Raw genomic sequence first — 18,594 nt, 5'->3', positions numbered from 1 at the left:
AGGGCGTCGGCCGGGTCAGGACAGGGCGTCGCGCCGGGCCAGCACGGCGCCCAGCGCGGTCGCCGCGGCCCGCAGCGCGGCGACGTGCGCCTCGGGGCGGAACCGCGGCGACGGCCCGGCCACGCTGATCGCCGCGACCGGCTCGTCGTCCGGGCCGAACACGGGCGCGGCGACGCAGACCAGCCCGACCGCGGACTCCTCGTACTCGAAGGCCACTCCGGCCTCCAGCACCGCGTCCAGCTGGCGCCCGAGTTTGCCCGGCGCGACCACGGTGTGCGGGGTGCGGCGCGGCAGCGGCCCGGCGAGCACCGTGCGTCGCACGTCGTCGTCGCCGTACGCGAGGAGGGCCTTGCCGATGCCCGTGCAGTGCATCGGCATCCGGCCGCCGAGGCGGGACGGGCTGCGCGCCTGCCGGTGGCCGCCGATCTTGGCGATGTAGACGACCTCGGTGCCCTCGCGGACGCCGAGGTGCACGATCTCGTGGGTTCGTTCGTACAGGTCCTGGAGGAACGGCATGGCGAGTTCGAGCAGGCCGCGCTCGACCGAGGCCCGCATGCCGAGTTCGAACAGGGTGCCGCTGAGGCGGTAACCGCCGGGCAGTCGGTCGAGCAGCCGCAGGGCCACCAGTTCGGCGGTCAGCCGGTGGACGGTGGCCTTGTGCAGGCCCGTGCGCCGGACCAACTCGGCGAGCGGGACGGCGCGGTCGTCGGCGGTGAACGCCTCCAGGATCGCGGTGGCCTTGCTCAGCACGCTGTTGCGGTCGGGGGCGGAGGCTACGGCGGCCGCTCGGGAACCGGTTGGCGATCCGGTTGGGGATCCGGTTGGGATTCCCGGTCCGGCCGGGGTTCGCGACCCGGCCGGAGACGCGGCTCGGGGCGTGCCCCGGGACGCGGTCGAAGGCGTGGGATCGGCGCTGGCGGACACCCGTCCAGCGTATCGCTCAGCAAGACGGATGGCTTGCGACGCACTTCGGAGGATGGCGACGATGCCGACCATGACCAGCACCTCCCCAAGCGCCGACGAGGCGGTGCGGGCCGCCGCGAAGCGGCTCCGCGAGGCCGCCGACTCCGGCGTCCCGTGCGCCCCGGTCCGCGATCTGATCGCGCCGGGCGACCTGGCAGCCGCCTACGCGGTCCAGCAGCTCAACGCCGCCGCACGGCTCGCCGGAGGCGCCCGGGTCGCGGGCCGCAAGATCGGCCTGACCTCGGCCGTTGTGCAGCGGCAACTCGGCGTGGACCAACCGGACTTCGGAGTGCTCTTCGACGAGATGCGGTACGCCGCAGGCGCCACCGTCCCATACCGCGCGGTGCTCCAGCCGCGCGTGGAGGCCGAGATCGCGTTCGTGCTCGGCGCCGACCTCGCCGACGGCCCGCTGGACGACGCGCAGGTGCGCGCCGCGGTCGACCACGCCGTGGCGGCACTGGAGATCTGCGGCAGCCGCATCGCCGACTGGGACATCAGCTTCGCGGACACGGTCGCGGACAACGCCTCGTCGGGCGCCTACGTGCTGGGTACCGTCCGCAGGCGGCTCGACGAGTTCGTCCCGTGCGAGGCGGAGATGGCCATGCGGGTCGGCGAGTCGGTGGTCTCCACCGGCACCGGCACCGCGTGCCTGGGCGATCCGATCGCGGCGGTCGCCTGGCTCGCCCGGCAGGCCCGCGAACTCGGCGACCCGCTGCGCGCCGGACAGGTCGTCCTCTCCGGCGCGCTGGGGCCCATGAGCCCGGTCGCCCCGGGCGACCGTGTGCGGGCCGACATCACCGGCCTCGGCACCGTGGCGGTCGCGTTCGGCGAACTGGACGCGGGCGGGCTGGACCCAACGTCGTCGGCGCACTCGGCACGCCCCGCGGACTCGAACGAGGTGACCTCATGAGCAGGACCAAGGTGGCCGTCATCGGCTCGGGCAACATCGGCACCGACCTCATGATCAAGGTGCTGCGCACCTCCGAACACCTGGAGATGGCCGCGATGGTGGGCATCGACCCGGAGTCGGACGGCCTGGCCCGCGCGCGCCGGCTCGGCGTCCCGAGCACGCACGAAGGCGTCGACGGGCTGATCGCCCTGCCCGGCTTCGCCGAGATCGGGATCGTCTTCGACGCGACCTCGGCGAAGGCGCACCGGCACAACGCGGCCCGGCTCGGGCCGTTCGGCAAGGTGCTGGTCGACCTGACGCCCGCGGCGATCGGGCCGTACGTCGTCCCCGCGGTCAACCTGGACCGGCACCTCGACAACGACAACCTCAACATGGTCACCTGCGGCGGACAGGCGACCATCCCGATCGTCGCGGCGATCGGCGGCGTGGCCCCGGTCGCATACGCCGAGATCGTGGCGTCCATCGCGTCGAAGTCCGCGGGCCCGGGCACGCGCGCGAACATCGACGAGTTCACCGAGACGACCTCGGCCGCGATCGTCGAGGTCGGCGGCGCCCGGCGCGGCAAGGCGATCATCATCCTCAACCCGGCAGAGCCGCCGCTGATCATGCGCGACACCGTCTTCGCCCTCGTGCACGCGCCGGAGCCGGACGCGCCCGACCGGATCCGGGACGCGGTCGCCGCGATGGCGGAGTCCGTCGCGGAATACGTGCCCGGCTACCGGCTCAAGCAGGAGGTCCAGGTCACCGCGGTACCCGGCGACCAGCCGCTGGACACCCTGGTCGAGGCGGGGGAACCGCGGCCCACCCACCAGGTCTCGGTATTCCTGGAGGTCGAGGGCGCCGCGCACTACCTGCCCGCGTACGCCGGGAACCTCGACATCATGACGTCGGCCGCGCTGCGGGTCGGCGAGCGCGTGGCGCTGCGCCGCGACGACCGACGGGACGACCCGCGCGACGACCCGCGCGACGACCGCCGCGGCCCCGCCCGGCAGCCCCAGGAGGCAACCCCGTGAGCACTCCCGTCTTCATCCAGGACGTGACCCTGCGCGACGGCATGCACGCGGTGCGGCACCGGATTTCCACCGAGGACGTCAAGCGGATCGTCACGGCCCTCGACCGGGCGGGCGTGGACGCGATCGAGGTCGCGCACGGCGACGGCCTCGCCGGCAGCTCACTCAACTACGGACCCGGGTCGCACACCGACTGGGCCTGGATCGAGGCGGCGGCGTCGGTGCTGGAGCGGGCGCGGCTGACCACGCTGCTGCTGCCCGGCGTCGGCACGATCCGCGAACTGCGCCACGCGTACGACCTCGGCGTGCGCTCGGTGCGGGTGGCCACGCACTGCACCGAGGCCGACATCTCGGCGCAACACATCGAGGCCGCCCGGGAACTCGGCATGGACGTGTCCGGGTTCCTGATGCTCTCGCACATGGCGCCGCCGGACGAACTGGCCGCGCAGGCGCGGCTGATGGAGTCGTACGGCGCGCACTGCGTGTACGTCACCGACTCCGGCGGGCGACTGACCATGAACGACGTGGCGGCGCGGGTGCGGGCGTACCGCGACGTGCTGCGGCCGGAGACCGAGATCGGCATCCACGCGCACGAGAACCTCTCGCTGTCGGTGGCGAATTCGGTTGTGGCGGTGGAGAACGGCTGTTTCCGCGTGGACGCTTCGCTCGCCGGGCACGGCGCCGGCGCCGGGAACTGCCCGCTGGAGGCCTTCGTCGCGGTCGCCGACCTGTCCGAATTCGAGCACCGTTGCGACCTGTTCGCCCTCCAGGACGCCGCAGACGATTTGGTCCGCCCGCTCCAGGACCGGCCGGTGCGCGTCGACCGCGAGACGCTGACGCTCGGATACGCGGGGGTCTACTCGTCGTTCCTCCGGCACGCGGAGGCGGCGTCGGAGCGCTACGGAGTCGACGTACGCGACCTGCTGACGGAGTGCGGTCGCCGACGCCTCGTCGGCGGCCAGGAGGACATGATCGTGGACATCGCCCTGACGCTTGCGCGCTGAGCGGCGGGCCGAGGCGGACCGAAGTGGGCTGGGCGGGGCCGAGGTGGGCTGGGCGGGCCGAGGTGGGCTGGGCGGGCCGAGGTGGGCCGAGGTGGGCTGGGCGGGCTGGGCGGGCTGGGCGGGCTGGGCGGGCTGGGCGGGCTGGGCGGGCTGGGCGGGCTGGGCGGGCTGGGACTGAACGCGTTCGCGGCCGGGGAGAACCGCACTCTCCGCGGAGATGTGCCACTCCCCCGGTGGAGTCGGACCCCGCCCCGGCCCCGGCCCCGGGCGGAGCGCCGGCGGTCGCCGAACCCGCGGCCTAACTCACCGCCTAACTAGCCGCGGTACCCGCTCCCGAACTCGCCGCCGAACTAGCCGCCGTACCTGCGGCCGAACTCACCGCCTAACTAGCCGACGTACCCGCCGCCGAACTCGCCCGAGCGGGGCCGAGTTCGGGTGTCAGGGACGGTGAGGGACGAACACGGCAGCGCGCGGGCGCCTCACGGCCGGAAATGGGGCGGAAGGTAGGGTTCACCCCGTGGCCGACCGTCGTACCGCGATCATGGAAGCCGCCGCGCGGCTCATCGCCCGCCGGGGCGTCCGGGGCCTTCGCATCGAGGAGTTGGCCGCTGAGGCCGAGGTCTCGAACGGGCTGATCTACTACCACTTCAAGGACCGTGCCGGGGTCCTGCGCGCGACGCTGGAGTTCATCAACGTCCGCGCGGAACGCCACACGCGGGAGCATGTCGCGGCCGAGCATCTCGCGGACCCCCGAACGGTGTTGGAGCAGACGCTGCTGCTGGAGTTCCAGGACACCGCGGAGGTGCGCGAGCACACCACCGCGTGGGGCGAGCTGCGGGCCAGCGCGATGTTCGACGACCTGCTGCGCACGGACCTCGCCGAGGCGACGCGGGTGTGGGACCACGAGGTGGCGGACCTGATCGCCGACGTCGTTCCGGGCCTCAAGGCCGCCGTGGCCCTGGCCGCCGCCCAGCGGCTCACCGCGCTGCTCGAAGGCCTCAGCGGCCGCTGGCTCAGCGGCGGTCTGACGGTGGACCGCGCCCGCGAACTGATACTGGCCGCGATCGACCTGGAACTCACGCAGTTGGCCAAATAGTTCGCCGGTTCCGCTGCCGGGCCGCGCGACCCTGTCCGAAGGGCGGCGGCACCAAGGCATCGCTGTCGCCGCAGCGTTGTCGGCCCGCGGCCCGTGATCCTGGTCCTGGGCGGGGTGTTCGTGATGCGGATGGTGTGTTCGTGATGGGGGGGGTGTCTGAGTTGCAGGGCGGGAGCCGTCAGCCCTTTGCCCCGGTCCGCGCCGGGTCGAGGCGGATCAGGGTCTGCTGCCCGTTGGCGACCAGCGTGCGCCGGTCGCCCTGGACGCCGTACACCTCCAGGGTGCAGACGGTGAGCGTACGACCGGACCGAACCACGGTGCCGACCGCTTCGAGGTGGTCGCCGAGCGCCGGGGCCAGGAGGTTGATCTTGTACTCCACGGTGAGCACATCGGCCCCCTCGGGAAACACCGACAGCGCCGCGTAGCCCCCGGCACTGTCCGCGATGGCACTCGTCCCGCCCGCGTGGAAGTAGCCGTGCTGCTGGGTGACTTCCGGCCGAGATGGCAGGACGATGTGCACCCGCCCCGGCGCAATATGCGAGATCCGCGCCCCCAGGTGAGCCATCAACCCCTGCCGGTCAAAGCTCTCCTGAACCCGAGCCCGCACCGCGGCCGAGACCACGTCGTCACCCACGCCACTCACCCCTCCGCAACCACACCGACACCGGCCAACCTAACCGCATGCGATGCGGGAAAGCGGAGGCGCCGAAGTGCCGTCGAACGCTGCGAACCCGCCGGCCACACGTGCGGAGGGGCGTTTGCGGACGCCCGGGCAGGTGGTGCGCGTAATACGGAGCGGGGCGGCCGGGCCGGATGTCACCTGCGCAAAGCCGCCCGCCGGTGGGGGCGTGTGGTCGAGGCCGCGCGGGAAGCCGCCGAGCACGCGAGGCGACCATGCGGGTTGCGACAACTGGACCGGTGACCCCACACCACCCGGCGCGTCGATGGTCCACCGCCGTTCCGTCCACCGACGCCCGTCCTGCCGCTCTGCGGCTTGTCGGAGGCCGAGCGGGCGGGTGCCATGTCGATTCGTCGGCAGCGTGAGCCGGCCTCGGGGTCGCTCCGTCAGGGGTGGCGGCATTTCGGGGCAAACATTGCTTGGGCGCGACACTGACACTTGAGTCGTTAGTAGCCTTGAATCGTTCGTCTCTGCGAAGTTAGCTTGGGCTATGAGCGCGATCCAGGCCCCCGCCGTCGCCCGCCAACCGCGTGGTGCCGGTGTCGGGGTGCCTGGCACTCGGCTTCCGTCGCCCGGCGCCGCGGGGCGCTTCCGTGGGCCGGAGGCCGCGGTGCCCCGCCTGGTCGCGCCGGCCGACCCCAGTTTCTCGATCGGAGAGGACGCGGGCTTCCGCGACTGGAGCCTGGGCCTCGAATGTGCAATCGCACGCAGAACCTGTGCAGCGTGATCCGCCTAGCCCGGAGGGACTTCCGATGTCCGAGAACCACGACGCAATCGTCACAGACGCGAAGACGGAGGGCGGAGGAGGCTGCCCGGTCGCGCACGGGCGCGCACCGCACCCGACGCAGGGTGGCGGCAACAGCCAGTGGTGGCCGGAGCGGCTGAACCTGAAGATCCTCGCGAAGAACCCCGCCGTGGCGAACCCGCTGGGCGAGGACTTCGACTACGCCAAGGCGTTCAACACGCTCGACCTGGCCGCCGTGAAGCGCGACATCGCCGAGGTACTGACCACCTCCAAGGACTGGTGGCCCGCCGACTTCGGCCACTACGGCCCGTTCATGATCCGGATGGCGTGGCACAGCGCCGGCACGTACCGCATCAGCGACGGCCGCGGCGGCGCCGGGGCCGGGCAGCAGCGGTTCGCGCCGCTCAACAGCTGGCCGGACAACGGCAACCTCGACAAGGCCCGCCGCCTGCTGTGGCCGGTGAAGAAGAAGTACGGGCAGAGCCTGTCGTGGGCCGACCTCATGATCCTCACCGGCAACGTCGCGCTGGAGACCATGGGTTTCAAGACGTTCGGCTTCGGCGGCGGCCGCGAGGACGTGTGGGAGTCGGAGGAGGACGTCTATTGGGGTCCGGAGTCCGTCTGGCTGGACGACGAGCGCTACACCGGCGACCGTGAGCTGGAGAACCCCCTCGGCGCGGTGCAGATGGGCCTCATCTACGTCAACCCCGAGGGCCCGAACGGCACGCCGGACCCGATCGCGGCGGCCCGCGACATCCGGGAGACGTTCCGCCGCATGGCGATGAACGACGAGGAGACCGTCGCGCTGATCGCCGGCGGCCACACGTTCGGCAAGACGCACGGCGCCGGACCGGCCGACAGCGTCGGGGCGGACCCGGAGGCCTCGCCCATCGAGCAGCAGGGGCTCGGCTGGAAGAGCACGTACGGCAGCGGTGTCGGCGGCGACGCGATCACCAGCGGCCTGGAGGGCATCTGGACCACCACGCCCACGGCCTGGGACAACACCTTCTTCGACATCCTCTTCGGGTACGAGTGGGAGCTGTTCCAGAGCCCGGCCGGGGCCAACCAGTGGCGGCCGAAGGACGGCGGCGGCGAGGGCACCGTCCCCGATCCGCACGACCCGTCCAAGACGCACGCCCCCACGATGCTCACGACCGACCTGTCGCTGCGCTTCGACCCGGCGTACGAGGAGATCTCGCGGCGCTTCCACGCGAACCCCGACGAGTTCGCGGACGCGTTCGCGCGCGCCTGGTACAAGCTGACGCACCGCGACATGGGCCCGGTCGTGCGCTACCTCGGCCCGGAGGTCCCGAGCGAGACGCTGCTGTGGCAGGACCCGCTGCCGGCCGCCGAGGGCGCCGCGATCGACGCCGCGGACGCCGCGTCGCTCAGGGAGAAGATCCTCGCGTCCGGCCTGACGGTGTCGCAGCTCGTGTCGGCCGCGTGGGCGTCGGCGTCGACGTACCGCGGCAGCGACATGCGCGGTGGTGCGAACGGCGGGCGCGTCCGGCTGGAGCCGCAGCGCGACTGGGAGGTGAACGACCCGGACCAGCTCGCCACGGTGCTGCGCACGCTGGAGGGCGTCCAGGAGGCGTTCAATTCGGCGCAGGGCGACGGCAAGAAGGTGTCGTTCGCGGACGTGGTCGTGCTCGCGGGCGCGGCGGCGGTCGAGAAGGCGGCCAAGGACGGCGGGGTCGCCGTCGAGGTGCCGTTCACGCCGGGCCGCGTCGACGCGTCGCAGGACGAGACGGACGTCGAGTCGTTCGCGGCGCTGGAGCCGACCGCGGACGGGTTCCGCAACTACCTCGGCAAGGGCAACCGTCTTCCGGCCGAGTACCTGCTGCTCGACCGGGCCAACCTGCTCACGCTGAGCGCCCCGGAGCTGACGGTGCTGGTCGGCGGCCTGCGCGTGCTCGGGGCCAACCACCAGCAGTCGCAGCAGGGCGTGTTCACCGCGACGCCGGGTGTGCTGACGAACGACTTCTTCGTCAACCTGCTCGACATGGGGACGGTGTGGACGCCGGAGTCGGAGGACGCGAACTCCTTCGAGGGCCGTGACGCCTCGGGCGAGCTGAAGTGGACGGCGAGCCGGGCCGACCTGATCTTCGGGGCGAACTCGGAGTTGCGGGCGCTGGCCGAGGTGTACGCGAGCGACGACGCGAAGGAGAAGTTCGTCAAGGACTTCGTGGCGGCGTGGGCGAAGGTGATGGACCTCGACCGGTTCGACCTCCGGGCGTGACGTCCGGGGCGTGGGCCTGACGTCCGGACCTGACGTCCGGACCTGGGCCTGACATGCGGGCCGGGCCTGACGTTCGTGCCCGACGTTCGGCACGGAGTTGTGACGGCGGCGCTCCGGCCGGTCCTTTGGGACCGGTCGGGGCGCCGCCATTGTTTTGCGTACGAACTCTTTTTGTGTTGCTGGGACTTGCTCGCGCGGGCACGTCGGGCCGCGCTGCGCTACGCCGGTTGCCGCCGCCAGGTGCCGAGGATCGTGGTGAGGAGCAGGGTCGGCGCGTCCTCCGAACTCAGGCGCCCCGCCTGCATTTCGGCCGCGGCGGCGTGGACGAGGCTGTAGAGGACGGTCACCATCCAGGCGGCCGGGACGTCGTCGCGGAAGACGCCGTCGCGCCGCCCCCGCAGGACGAGTTCGTGGACGGGGGCGAGGATCCGTTCGTGCCGGTCCCGCATCTGATCGGGCGTCAGCGACGCGGAGACGGCGGAGAAAAGCGACGCGTGGCGGTCGAGGACCTGCCATGACGAGCGGATGAGCCCGGCAAGCGCCTCGTCGGCGGGGCCGCTGTCGGTCGTACCGGCCACCGCCTCGACGGCCTCCGAAACCGAGCGGTCCAACGCGGCCTCCAACAGGCTTTCGCGCGTCGGGAAGTGCGAGTAGAGCGTGACGCGGCTGACGCCCGCGGCGCGCGCGATGGCGGCCATGCCCACCTGAGGATCGGCCAACAGGCAGGTCAGGCCGGCCTCGACGATTGCGGACGCGTTGCGCTCGGCGTCGCGGCGCCGGGGGCGTCCGGGGGCGGCGCCTTCCGCGGATGGCTTCGTGGACAGCCCGGCCGATGGCTTCGCGGACGGCCCTGCCGATGGCTTCGCGGATGACCTCGCGGATGGCTTTGCCGACCCCTGAGCCGCTCGTCCTGCCACTGCCGCCTCCTTGCCTGCCGGCACCTGCACTCATCCGCCGGGTCAAACCTAACAGAGGTGTTCACATTTGGCGGCGGGTGGGTCTAGGTTATCCCTAACACCCCCGTTAAGTTTAGGGAGCGTCCGCGTGCACTCCGATGCGAACTCGCCTGTTCCACATGCCTCGCCGGCCCCCGAGGGGCACCACCACGGCCACGATCCCGAAGGCCACCACCAGCAGCGCCACCACCAGCAGCACCATCCGCACCACCACGAGCCGCCGCCGGACCTCCCCCATCGCGGACGCCTCCTCGTCCTGCTCTGCCTCGCCCAGTTCATGCTGGTCGCCGACGTGACCGTGGTGAACGTCGCGCTGCCCACCATCGGCGACGAACTCGACCTCAGCGGCTCGGCGTTGACGTGGGTGGTCACCGCGTACGCGCTCTTCTTCGGCAGCTTGCTGCTGCTCGGCGGCCGACTGTCGGACGCGGTGGGCAAGTTGCGCATGTTCCTCATCGGGCTCGGAGTGTTCACCGCGGCGTCCGTCGCGTCGGGCCTCGCGTCCGACGGCGGGGTGCTCATCGCGGCACGTTCCGCCCAGGGCGTGGGCGCCGCGCTCCTCTCCCCCGCCGCGATGGCGCTGATCACGACGCTGTTCCACGGACCCGCGCGCACCAAGGCACTCGGCGTCTGGGCGGCCGTGGGGGGCGCCGGATCGGCCGTCGGGGTGCTACTCGGCGGGTTGTTCGTATCCGGGCCGGGCTGGGAGTGGATCTTCTATGTCAACGTGCCCGTCGGGCTCGCGGCACTCGTCGGGGTGCCGCTGCTGATCCGCGACGCGGCATCGCACGTGGGGCCGTCGCCGGAACGGGTACCTCTTGACCTACCAGGGGCGTCGGCCCTGACCGCCGCACCCGCGCTGCTCATCTACGGCCTGGTGCGAGCGCGCGACCACGGCTTCGGCGCACCGTCCACGCTCGCCCCGATCGGCGCCGCCCTCGTCTGCACCGCCGTGTTCGTCGCCGTCGAGCGGCGCGCGCGAAACCCACTGGTACGGCTGGAGGTTCTCGCGCGCCGCAACCTCTGGGGCGGAAGCGTCGTCATGCTGGCCGCGTCCGGCCTGCTGATCTCGGCGTTCTTCCTGTGCTCGTTCCACCTGCAACACGTCGCCGGATACTCGGCGCTCAAGACCGGCCTGGCGTTCCTGCCGGTCGCGGTGACCGTGACGATCGGCGCCCACGTCGGTGGCGTCGCCGTGGGCCGGTTCGGGTGGCGTGCGGTCGGCACCGGCGCGTTCGCCCTCGCCGCCGCCGGGGCGGGCCTGCTGGCCTGGCTGTCGGCGGACAGCGGCGTCTGGACCGGGCTCGTGCCCGGGTTCGCCCTCATGTCGCTTGGTCTCGGCGCCGGGTTCGTGTGCGCCACCACGGCGGCCATGACGGGGCTCGACCACCGTGAGACGGGCACCGCGTCCGGCCTCGTCGGCACCGCGCACGAACTCGGCGCCGCACTCGGCGTCGCGGTGTTCGCGGCCGTCGCCGGGGCAAGCCTGGAGGGCGTGCCGTCGGACGGGTCGGGCGGGACCGGCGGGTTCGGGGACGCGTTCACCGCCGCCGCCGCCATCGCCGCCGTGGTCGCGGTGACCGCGGCGCTGCTGCTCCCGCCCGGCCGGCCGGACCCCTCGCAGGCGAGGGCCATGGCGCACTGAGACGGCGGCGACGGCGTGAATGGCGTGGCCGGTCAGGCCCGCGTGCCCTTGGTGCGCAGCCCGAGCAACTGGAGGTCCGCGAACAGCGCGACCACGACGGCCTGCATGATCGCCCACGTCGTCCCGACGGTGGTCATCGTCAAGGTGTCGGTCACCGCGAGAGCGATGCTGCCGACCGCCCACACCGCGTTGAGCAGCGCGATGACGACGACCGCCGTACGGCTGATCGCGGGCTTGCGGGCGACGAGCGCCACATCGACCGCATAGAGGGTGAGGAAGGCGCCGATCCCGTACAGGACGGCGGCCTCGACGCCGAGGAAGGAGTCGAGCACCTGGGCGAGCGCGAGGTACGCGAGACCGTTGGCGCCGGTGACGACCGCGTCGAGGTAGAGGACCGATCGCAGGAAGCCCTGCCGGTCCGCGCGGTAGGTCCGGAGCCCGCCGATCGTCGCGCCGATCACGTTGGTCGACATGGTCACCACGTCCTTTCGTTGGCGTTGAGCCTTTGGCCTGTGGCACTTGCCGCGTGGTGGTGCGGTTCGTGCTCCGTGACCGGAACGCTACGAGCGCCGCGAGGACGGGGAATCGGTCGCGTATAGGTAATGCGATGCGGGCGGACGCAGCGCCGCCCGCACCGCACTCACCGCAGGATCGCGGAGCGCGGTGTCGCGGACGACCGCCAGGATGCGCCGTACGACCGGCGGGCCCTCGATCGCCACCGCCGCGACCTCCACCGCCTGTTCCGGGCGCGCGAGTTCGGGCAGCAGCGTGACGGCCTGGCCCGCCGCGACCAGGAACAGCAGCGCCTGCGCGTCGGACGTCCGGTGCCGGATGTCCGGCGCGAACCCGCCGCGCTCCCGGCACACTTCGGCGACGATGCGCCCGTGGCTCGTGTCCGCCGGGCCGCAGGCCCATATCTCGTCGGCCAGCTCGCCGAGGCGCGCGGCGGGCGCGGCGGCCTGCGGGTGGTCTCGCGGCACGACGAGCCAAATGCGGTCCGGGTCGAGCTCCGCGAAGTGCAGGCCGGGCACACGCGGCCGCGGGTCGGAGTCGAACTCGTCGCATATCGCCAGGTCGCAGCTCCGGCTCTGCACCATGTCGAGCGCGACGTGCGGCTCCGTGACCGTGGTCTCGACCCGCACGCCGGGGTGGCGCCCGGCAAGCTGCGCCATCGCCGGGCCGACCAGGCTGACCGCCGTGGGGAAGCAGGCCACCCGGACGACTCCGGCGACCCGGCCCGCGGTCGCCGCCACCTCCGCCTCGGCCTGCTCCACGCGGGCGAGGAGGGCGTCCGCATGGTCGGCGAGCACGTACGCCGCCGAGGTCAGGCGCAGCACGCGCCCCTCCCGCCGGAACAGCTCGGCTCCCACCTCGCGCTGCAACACCGCCAATTGGTGCGAAACGGTCGAAGGGCTGTACGCGAGCGCCTGCGCCACCGCGGCGACGGTACCGCGGCGCCGCAGCTCGCTGAGCAGGCGCAATCGGTGCAGGTCCATCATCGTACGAATATTGCCAGGTGAATCCATCGAAAAGATCCGCTGGATTCGACGGATTCGCCCCGGGAGCATCGACGGCAGGGCGCCACGCCGCGGCGGGCGCCGCCGCGAGCCGCTACCCCGAGGAGCCAAGTCATGGACCCACGCGCGGAGTTGATGATCCGGTACGCCGGGGATTTCTGGCCCGGGGTGATCACCGGCGCGTCCGGATCCTGGCTGGAGACGGCCGACGGGCGCCGCGTCCTGGACTTCACGTCGGGTCAGCTCTGCGCCACGGTCGGACACTCCCACCCGCACGTCACCGCCGCGATCGAACGCTCACTGCGCGAGACCGTGCACCTCAACTCCCGCATGCTGTCCACCCCGGTCCTCGACCTCGCCGAAACCCTGGTGGACCTCATGCCGGAGGGCCTGGACCGGGTCATGCTGCTGAGCACCGGCGGCGAGGCGAACGAGGCCGCGCTGCGGATGGCCAAGTTGGTCACCGGAGGCTTCGAGGTACTTGGGCTGACGCGCAGCTGGCACGGCATGACGATGGGTTCGCAAGCGGTCACGTACGCGGCCGCCCGGCGCGGCCACGGGCCTTTGGCGCCAGGCGCGTTCGCGCTGCCCGCACCGTACGCCTACCGCTGCCCCATCCGACACTGCACCGAGACGTGCGACACCACGTGCCTCGAAGTCGGGTTCGAGCAGTACGACGAACAGACCACCGGCGCGCCGGCCGCCGTGATCGCCGAACCGGTGCTGTCCGCGGGCGGCGTGATCGTCCCGCCCCCCGGCTACTTCGCCCGTCTCGCCGGCCTGGCCCGCGAACGCGGCATGCGGGTCGTCCTCGACGAGGCGCAAACAGGCTTCGGCCGCCTCGGCGCCATGTTCGGCTTCGAACTCTTCGACTTCCAACCGGACTTCGTCACCCTGTCAAAGTCCCTCGGTGGCGGCCTGCCGATCAGCGCCGTGGTGACCACGTCCGAAATCGAGCAGGACGCCCACGACAAGGGCCTGTTCTACTTCACCTCCCACCAGTCCGACCCGCTCCCCGCCGCCGCCGGACTCGCCGTCGTGGACGTCGTCCGCAACGAAGACCTGGTCACCAAGGCCCGCGAACGAGGCGAACGCCTCGGCGGTCACCTCCGCGAACTGCAAAAGCGCCACGAGGCCATCGGCGACGTACGCGGCCTCGGCCTGCTCTGGGGCGTCGAGTTCGTATCCGACCGCGAAACCCGCGAACCCGCCTCCGACTTCGGCGACGCGGTAACCGCCGCCTGCGAACAAGCAGGCCTCTGCATGAACATCGTCCGCAGCCATTCCGGCCCCATGAGCGCCTGCATGCGCATAGCCCCACCCCTCACCGCAACCAACGAAGAAATAGACACCGCCGCCCAAATCCTCGACGAAGCCCTCGCCCAGACGCGCCTTTGAGCAGTGGTGTGACGTGAACGCCGTTGTCGGGCTGCGGAAGGGTGTCGTGGGGTGGGGGGTACGACGTGGCCCGCCCCGGGCCGGGTCGTGGTGCGGTGGGGGTGTCTGTGTCCGACCTGAACGCGCGCCTTCCTGCGGGGCCGACGGCTTTCCTCGTGGGCTGGGGGTGGCTGGTTAACATGGCTATGTTTTGGCCCGGGTCGGGAGGGGTGCGGGGTGGGGGTGGGGCTTCGCGGGGTGTTGGTGGCTCTGTGTATTACGGAGATCACCAGTTGGGGGGTCCTCTACTACGCGTTCCCGGTGCTTGCGCCGGAGATCACCGGGGACACGGGGTGGTCGACTTCGGCGGCCACGGCGGCGTTTTCGGTGGCGTTGGCCGTTTCGGGGATTGTCGGGATCCCGGTGGGGCGGGTGCTGGACCGGCGCGGGCCGCATCTGCTGATGACCGTGGGGTCGGTCGTGGCGTCGCTGGCGGTGCTGGTGGTGGCGTGGGCGCCGAACCTGGTGTGGTTCACGGCGGGGTGGGTGCTGGCCGGGGTGGCGATGTCGTCGATCCTGTACCAGCCCGCGTTCGCGGCGCTGACGCGGTGGTACGGGCCGCGGCACCTCGCCGCGCTGACGACGGTGACCCTGGTCGCGGGCCTCGCCAGCACGGTGTTCGCACCGATCACGGTCGCGCTGTCGCACTGGCTGTCGTGGCGCGGGGTGTACGCCGTGCTCGCCGCGGTGCTCGCCGCCGTGACCATCCCGCTGCACGCGATCGTGCTGCGCCGCCCGTGGCCGGAGGCGCCGCCGGCCAAGCGGTCGGCGGAAGTGCCGGACGACGTGCGCTCGATCGTCCGCAGCCGCCCCTTCGTGGTGCTGGTCGTCGCCATGACGCTCGGCTCGTTCGGCATGTACGCGGGCGTCGTCAACATCGTCCCGCTCCTCGACGAGCGCGGCTCCGGCACGACCGTGGCGGCGTGGGCGCTGGGGCTCGGCGGCGCGGGGCAGGTGGTCGGGCGCATCGGGTACGCGGCGTTCGCGCGCCGTACCAGCGTGCGCACGCGCACCGTCGGCGTCCTGGCCGCGACCGCCGCGACGACGACGCTGCTCGCGTTCGTTCCGGGGCCGGTGTGGCTGCTCGTCGCCCTCGCGATTCTGGCCGGGACCGCGCGCGGCGTAGCGACGCTGCTGAACGCCACGGCCATCACCGAGCGCTGGGGCGCGTCGTCGTACGGGACGCTCTCGGGCATCCTCTCCGCCCCCGCCATGGCCGCCTCCGCGATCGCCCCGTGGGCGGGCGCCGCGCTGGCCGGGCCGCTAGGCGGCTACCCGCACATGTTCGCGCTGCTCGCCACGGCATGCGCCACAGCCGCGGTCCTCGCGTTGGCCAGCGTGCCACGGGTGCGGACGTCGCGGCCGGTGGTGGCCGGTTCGCAGGCACCGGCAGGTGCGGAAAAGGCCGTCGATGCGGACGGGGGCGGACTGCGCACCTAGGCACGAGCGTTGTCGACGCTGGTGGGTCTTGATCATGACGAAGACCTCCGGTGTGGTGGAGGTGTCTACGCTTCACCGCACAACGAGGTCTTCGTGTGCCACCGTAACGCCCGGCTGACCGTCCACGGCAGGCGGATGCTCGTCGATCGTGTCGCGTCGGGCCGCCCGGTTTCTGGTGCCGTGCGTCGCTCGCCGGGCCTGACGGCCCTCCCGAGCGCAGGCCCGAAGCTCGTACTCGGTCGTACTCGCGAGGGTCCGCAAAGCCGCGAGGCGCGGTGTCCGGCGGCTGTGAACGGTGCAAAGGTCCGACGCACACGGCCCAGAGCGGTATGTGAGCAGTGCCGGGGCGTGTGGTGCGCAGGGCAACAGGTGAGGTGCGCCCTTGCGGCGCTGGCGCACACTGGATCCATGGCAGGAGCACGGACGGTACGGCGACTGACCGGAGTCTGCGCCGCGGACGGCGGGATCCGCGGCGAGCTGGCGTTCGCCCTCGGCAAGGCCCGCGGCACCGCACACTGTGCGCTGAGCGACCTGACCCACGCGGGCCGTCGCCGCAGACCGGAATGGGACGCGCTGGTCGCGACGATGGGCGTGCCGTTCGAGGTCGTGCACCTGAACGAGCGGGACGAGGCGGTGGCCGCGGCCAGCGAAGGCCGCACCCCCTGCGTGCTCGCGCACACGGACTCCGGCATCGTCGTACTCCTCGGCCCCGAAGACCTCGCCGCCATCGGGACGAGCGTGCTCAGGTTCGACCAGACCATCCGCGAGGCGGCCGACGCCGAGGCGCTGGTGCTGCCGCTCTCCGGCCTCGGGCCGTGAGCGAAGGCGCAGCGCGACGACGCGGTGCGACAACGCGGTGCGACGACGCGTTGTGACGACGCGTCACACGAAGTGACCCGTCCGCCGCCCCGGCTGGAGGGGACGGCGGACGGATCGGCCGTCACGTACCGATGACTCCCCCGTCGCGCTTGCGGATCACGACCGTCGCCGAGCGCGGGCGCCCCGCCGGGTCGAAGTCGGGCCAGTTGCTGACCGCGCGCGGGTTCTCCGGCGTCGGGGTGCCCCAGAAGGACGTGGCCTCGCCCGGGTGCTGCACGTTCACGAACATCGTGCGGTGGTCCGGGGTGAACGTCACGCCGGTGATCTCGCACCCGCGCGGCCCGGTCAGGAAGCGCCGCACCTCGCCGGTCGCGGGGTCGGCGGCCAGCATTTGGTTGTTGCCGATCCGGTCGTAGCCCTTGGACGCGAGGTTCTGCGAGGAGTTCGAGATGTCGGTCTGGATCCACAGGCGGCCGTCGTCGTCGACCGCGAGCCCGTCCGGCGAGCCGAAGACCTGCGCCTCGGGGAGGTTGACCGCCGGGTCGTACTTCGGGTCGCCGGCGAGCAGGAAGATGTCCCAGCGGAAAGTGAGCGCCGTGCTGTCGCCGCGGTCCTCGCGCCACCGCACGATCTGGCCGTACGGGTTGGGCGTGCGCGGCCCGACCGGTCCGCCGCCGCTGCCGTTGGTCAGCGTGAGGAACACGTCCTTGCTGCGCGGGTGCACGGCGACCCACTCGGGCCGGTCCAGCGGCGTCGCGCCGACCGCGTCCGCCGCCTGGCGGGTGCGCAGCATGACGTCCGCCTGGTCGGCCCAGCCGTTCGCGGCGGTCAGCGCGCCGGCGCCGAAGACGAGCGGCAGCCAGGTGCCGGTGCCGTCGGCCTGGAATTTGGCGACGTAGAGCGTGCCGTGGTCCAGCGGGCTCTTGCCCCGGGCGCGCAGCGAGCGCCACGAGTCGCTGCCGACGAACTTGTAGACGTACTCCTTGTCCTGGTCGTCGCCCGTGTAGACGACGATGCGCCCGCGCGACTCGGTGACGGTCGCGCCCTCGTGCTTCAGACGGCCCAGGGCGGTGCGCTTGACGGGGGTGGCGCGTCCGTCGAACGGGTCGATCTCGACCACCCATCCGAAGCGGTTCAGCTCCTTCGGGTTGACGGCGACGTCGAAACGGGGGTCGGCGAGGTGCCAGTTGTAGCCGAAGCCGGCCCGGTCGACGCCGTACCGCGCCTGCTCGGGGGTCACCTGCCAGGTGGTGTCGGTGGTGCCGAAGTAGCTGTTCCAGTTCTCCTCGCAGGCCAGGTATGTGCCCCACGGCGTGTACCCGTTGCTGCAATTGTTGAGCGTGCCGAGCGCGGGACCGCGCGCGGCCAGCGCCGGGTGCCGGTCGCCGACCGGACCGGAGAACCGCATCGGCGTAGCACCGGTCACGCGGCGGTTGAGCCGCGAGTCGACGGCCTTCCACCGTCCGCGCTCCTCGGCGACCTCGACCACCGTGACGCCGTGCCCGGCGAGCGCCTTGTCGACCTTCTCCTTGGTCATGACCGCGGCGCCGTCCGGGAACAGCAGCGCCTGGTCGACGTATTCGTGGTTGAGGACGAGCACGCCGCGCCGGTCGCACTCGCGGCCGCGGCCGATGGGGAAGAAGTGCATGCCGTCGTGATTCATGCCGACCTGTTGCGCCTGGTCGGCGGCGGAGTTGCCGCCGTCCTTGCGCCACTCCGGGCCGCGCGAGCGCAGCGGTGTGCCCCACGGGATCAGCACGTCGGCGGTGTAGCCGGGCGGTACGACGAAGTTGTCGGCGGTGGACGCCGCGACCGCGGCGAAGCCGAGCAGGCGCCGCCCGCCGGGGTTCCCGTGCCCGTTCCCGTGCCCGTTGCCGTGGCCGCCCCGGCGGTCGGACGCGGCCGCCGCGGCGCCCGCGCCGCCCAGCACCCCGGCCCCGGCCAGGAATCCGGCCGCGGCGAGGGTGGAGCCGCGCAGCACACCGCGCCGCGAGGCGACGACGTCCGCGAACGGCCGGTTCTCCGAGGGGTTGGACGCGGTGTCGTCGGGGTCCGCGACAGGCGTCATGTGCGCGGGCTCTCCCGGCATGGGTTCCGGTGCGTGTCCCGGAGTGTGCCCCGGCGTCTGACCCAA

General features: G+C 72.3%; 16 protein-coding genes. 10 read left to right on the top strand and 6 right to left on the bottom strand.

Going from position 1 to position 18,594, the window contains the following annotated elements; translation table 11 throughout:
* Positions 1 to 15: 15 nt before the first annotated feature.
* Positions 16 to 750: an IclR family transcriptional regulator gene (locus ACRX5S_RS21380; RefSeq protein WP_436774614.1), complete on the bottom strand. Its 735-nt coding sequence runs from the start codon at positions 748 to 750 to the stop codon at positions 16 to 18.
* Positions 751 to 994: 244 nt separating this feature from the next.
* Between ACRX5S_RS21380 and ACRX5S_RS21375 the strand changes: the two genes are divergently transcribed.
* From ACRX5S_RS21375 to ACRX5S_RS21355, 5 genes are all read left to right on the top strand, one after another.
* The gene (locus ACRX5S_RS21375; RefSeq protein ID WP_436774613.1) at positions 995 to 1,873 is read left to right on the top strand and encodes a 2-keto-4-pentenoate hydratase; all 879 of its coding nucleotides are present in this window, start codon (positions 995 to 997) and stop codon (positions 1,871 to 1,873) included.
* A complete protein-coding gene (locus ACRX5S_RS21370) occupies positions 1,870 to 2,886 on the top strand; it encodes an acetaldehyde dehydrogenase (acetylating) (protein WP_436774612.1) in 1,017 nt (338 codons plus the stop codon). Before ACRX5S_RS21375 ends, ACRX5S_RS21370 begins: the two co-directional genes overlap by 4 nt.
* Complete coding sequence (gene dmpG, locus ACRX5S_RS21365; RefSeq protein ID WP_436774611.1) at positions 2,883 to 3,887, top strand: 4-hydroxy-2-oxovalerate aldolase; 1,005 nt, start codon at positions 2,883 to 2,885, stop codon at positions 3,885 to 3,887. Before ACRX5S_RS21370 ends, dmpG begins: the two co-directional genes overlap by 4 nt.
* Positions 3,877 to 4,065 carry a hypothetical protein gene (locus tag ACRX5S_RS21360; RefSeq protein WP_436774610.1) on the top strand — a complete coding sequence of 63 codons (189 nt, stop codon included), beginning with the start codon at positions 3,877 to 3,879 and terminating at the stop codon, positions 4,063 to 4,065. Before dmpG ends, ACRX5S_RS21360 begins: the two co-directional genes overlap by 11 nt.
* Before the next feature lie 339 nt (positions 4,066 to 4,404).
* Positions 4,405 to 4,983: a TetR/AcrR family transcriptional regulator gene (locus ACRX5S_RS21355; protein WP_436774609.1), complete on the top strand. Its 579-nt coding sequence runs from the start codon at positions 4,405 to 4,407 to the stop codon at positions 4,981 to 4,983.
* Positions 4,984 to 5,161: 178 nt separating this feature from the next.
* Here the strand turns inward: ACRX5S_RS21355 and ACRX5S_RS21350 are convergent, their stop codons facing one another.
* Complete coding sequence (locus tag ACRX5S_RS21350; RefSeq protein ID WP_436774687.1) at positions 5,162 to 5,548, bottom strand: PaaI family thioesterase; 387 nt, start codon at positions 5,546 to 5,548, stop codon at positions 5,162 to 5,164.
* Between the two features lie 866 nt (positions 5,549 to 6,414).
* Between ACRX5S_RS21350 and katG the strand changes: the two genes are divergently transcribed.
* Positions 6,415 to 8,646, top strand: a complete 2,232-nt coding sequence (gene katG / locus ACRX5S_RS21345) for a catalase/peroxidase HPI (protein WP_436774608.1) — start codon at positions 6,415 to 6,417, stop codon at positions 8,644 to 8,646.
* A 218-nt stretch (positions 8,647 to 8,864) separates the two neighbouring features.
* Here the strand turns inward: katG and ACRX5S_RS21340 are convergent, their stop codons facing one another.
* Entirely contained in the window at positions 8,865 to 9,563 is a 699-nt protein-coding gene (locus ACRX5S_RS21340; protein WP_436774607.1) for a TetR/AcrR family transcriptional regulator, read from the bottom strand.
* 127 nt (positions 9,564 to 9,690) lie between these two features.
* Between ACRX5S_RS21340 and ACRX5S_RS21335 the strand changes: the two genes are divergently transcribed.
* Positions 9,691 to 11,247 carry an MFS transporter gene (locus ACRX5S_RS21335; RefSeq protein WP_436774606.1) on the top strand — a complete coding sequence of 519 codons (1,557 nt, stop codon included), beginning with the start codon at positions 9,691 to 9,693 and terminating at the stop codon, positions 11,245 to 11,247.
* A 32-nt stretch (positions 11,248 to 11,279) separates the two neighbouring features.
* On the opposite strand, the gene ACRX5S_RS21330 is transcribed toward ACRX5S_RS21335, so the two are convergent.
* Both ACRX5S_RS21330 and ACRX5S_RS21325 read right to left on the bottom strand, forming a co-directional pair.
* The gene (locus ACRX5S_RS21330; protein ID WP_436774605.1) at positions 11,280 to 11,720 is read right to left on the bottom strand and encodes a hypothetical protein; all 441 of its coding nucleotides are present in this window, start codon (positions 11,718 to 11,720) and stop codon (positions 11,280 to 11,282) included.
* 87 nt (positions 11,721 to 11,807) lie between these two features.
* A complete protein-coding gene (locus ACRX5S_RS21325) occupies positions 11,808 to 12,746 on the bottom strand; it encodes a LysR family transcriptional regulator (protein WP_436774604.1) in 939 nt (312 codons plus the stop codon).
* 132 nt (positions 12,747 to 12,878) lie between these two features.
* Between ACRX5S_RS21325 and ACRX5S_RS21320 the strand changes: the two genes are divergently transcribed.
* The 3 genes from ACRX5S_RS21320 to ACRX5S_RS21310 all read left to right on the top strand — a co-directional run bounded on the left by ACRX5S_RS21320 (position 12,879) and on the right by ACRX5S_RS21310 (position 16,460).
* Positions 12,879 to 14,162, top strand: a complete 1,284-nt coding sequence (locus ACRX5S_RS21320; RefSeq protein ID WP_436774603.1) for an aspartate aminotransferase family protein — start codon at positions 12,879 to 12,881, stop codon at positions 14,160 to 14,162.
* 243 nt (positions 14,163 to 14,405) lie between these two features.
* On the top strand, positions 14,406 to 15,641 hold the full coding sequence (locus ACRX5S_RS21315; RefSeq protein ID WP_436774602.1) for an MFS transporter: 1,236 nt from the start codon (positions 14,406 to 14,408) through the stop codon (positions 15,639 to 15,641).
* A gap of 408 nt (positions 15,642 to 16,049) precedes the next feature.
* The gene (locus ACRX5S_RS21310) at positions 16,050 to 16,460 is read left to right on the top strand and encodes a hypothetical protein (protein ID WP_436774691.1); all 411 of its coding nucleotides are present in this window, start codon (positions 16,050 to 16,052) and stop codon (positions 16,458 to 16,460) included.
* A gap of 121 nt (positions 16,461 to 16,581) precedes the next feature.
* Here ACRX5S_RS21310 and ACRX5S_RS21305 read toward each other — a convergent pair whose 3' ends face one another.
* On the bottom strand, positions 16,582 to 18,528 hold the full coding sequence (locus tag ACRX5S_RS21305; protein ID WP_436774601.1) for a PhoX family protein: 1,947 nt from the start codon (positions 18,526 to 18,528) through the stop codon (positions 16,582 to 16,584).
* Positions 18,529 to 18,594: the final 66 nt, after the last annotated feature.

It is taken from the genome of Yinghuangia sp. YIM S09857 (genome assembly GCF_051388915.1).
GTDB lineage: Bacteria > Actinomycetota > Actinomycetes > Streptomycetales > Streptomycetaceae > Yinghuangia.
This window is presented reverse-complemented; position numbering and strand designations above follow the sequence as displayed.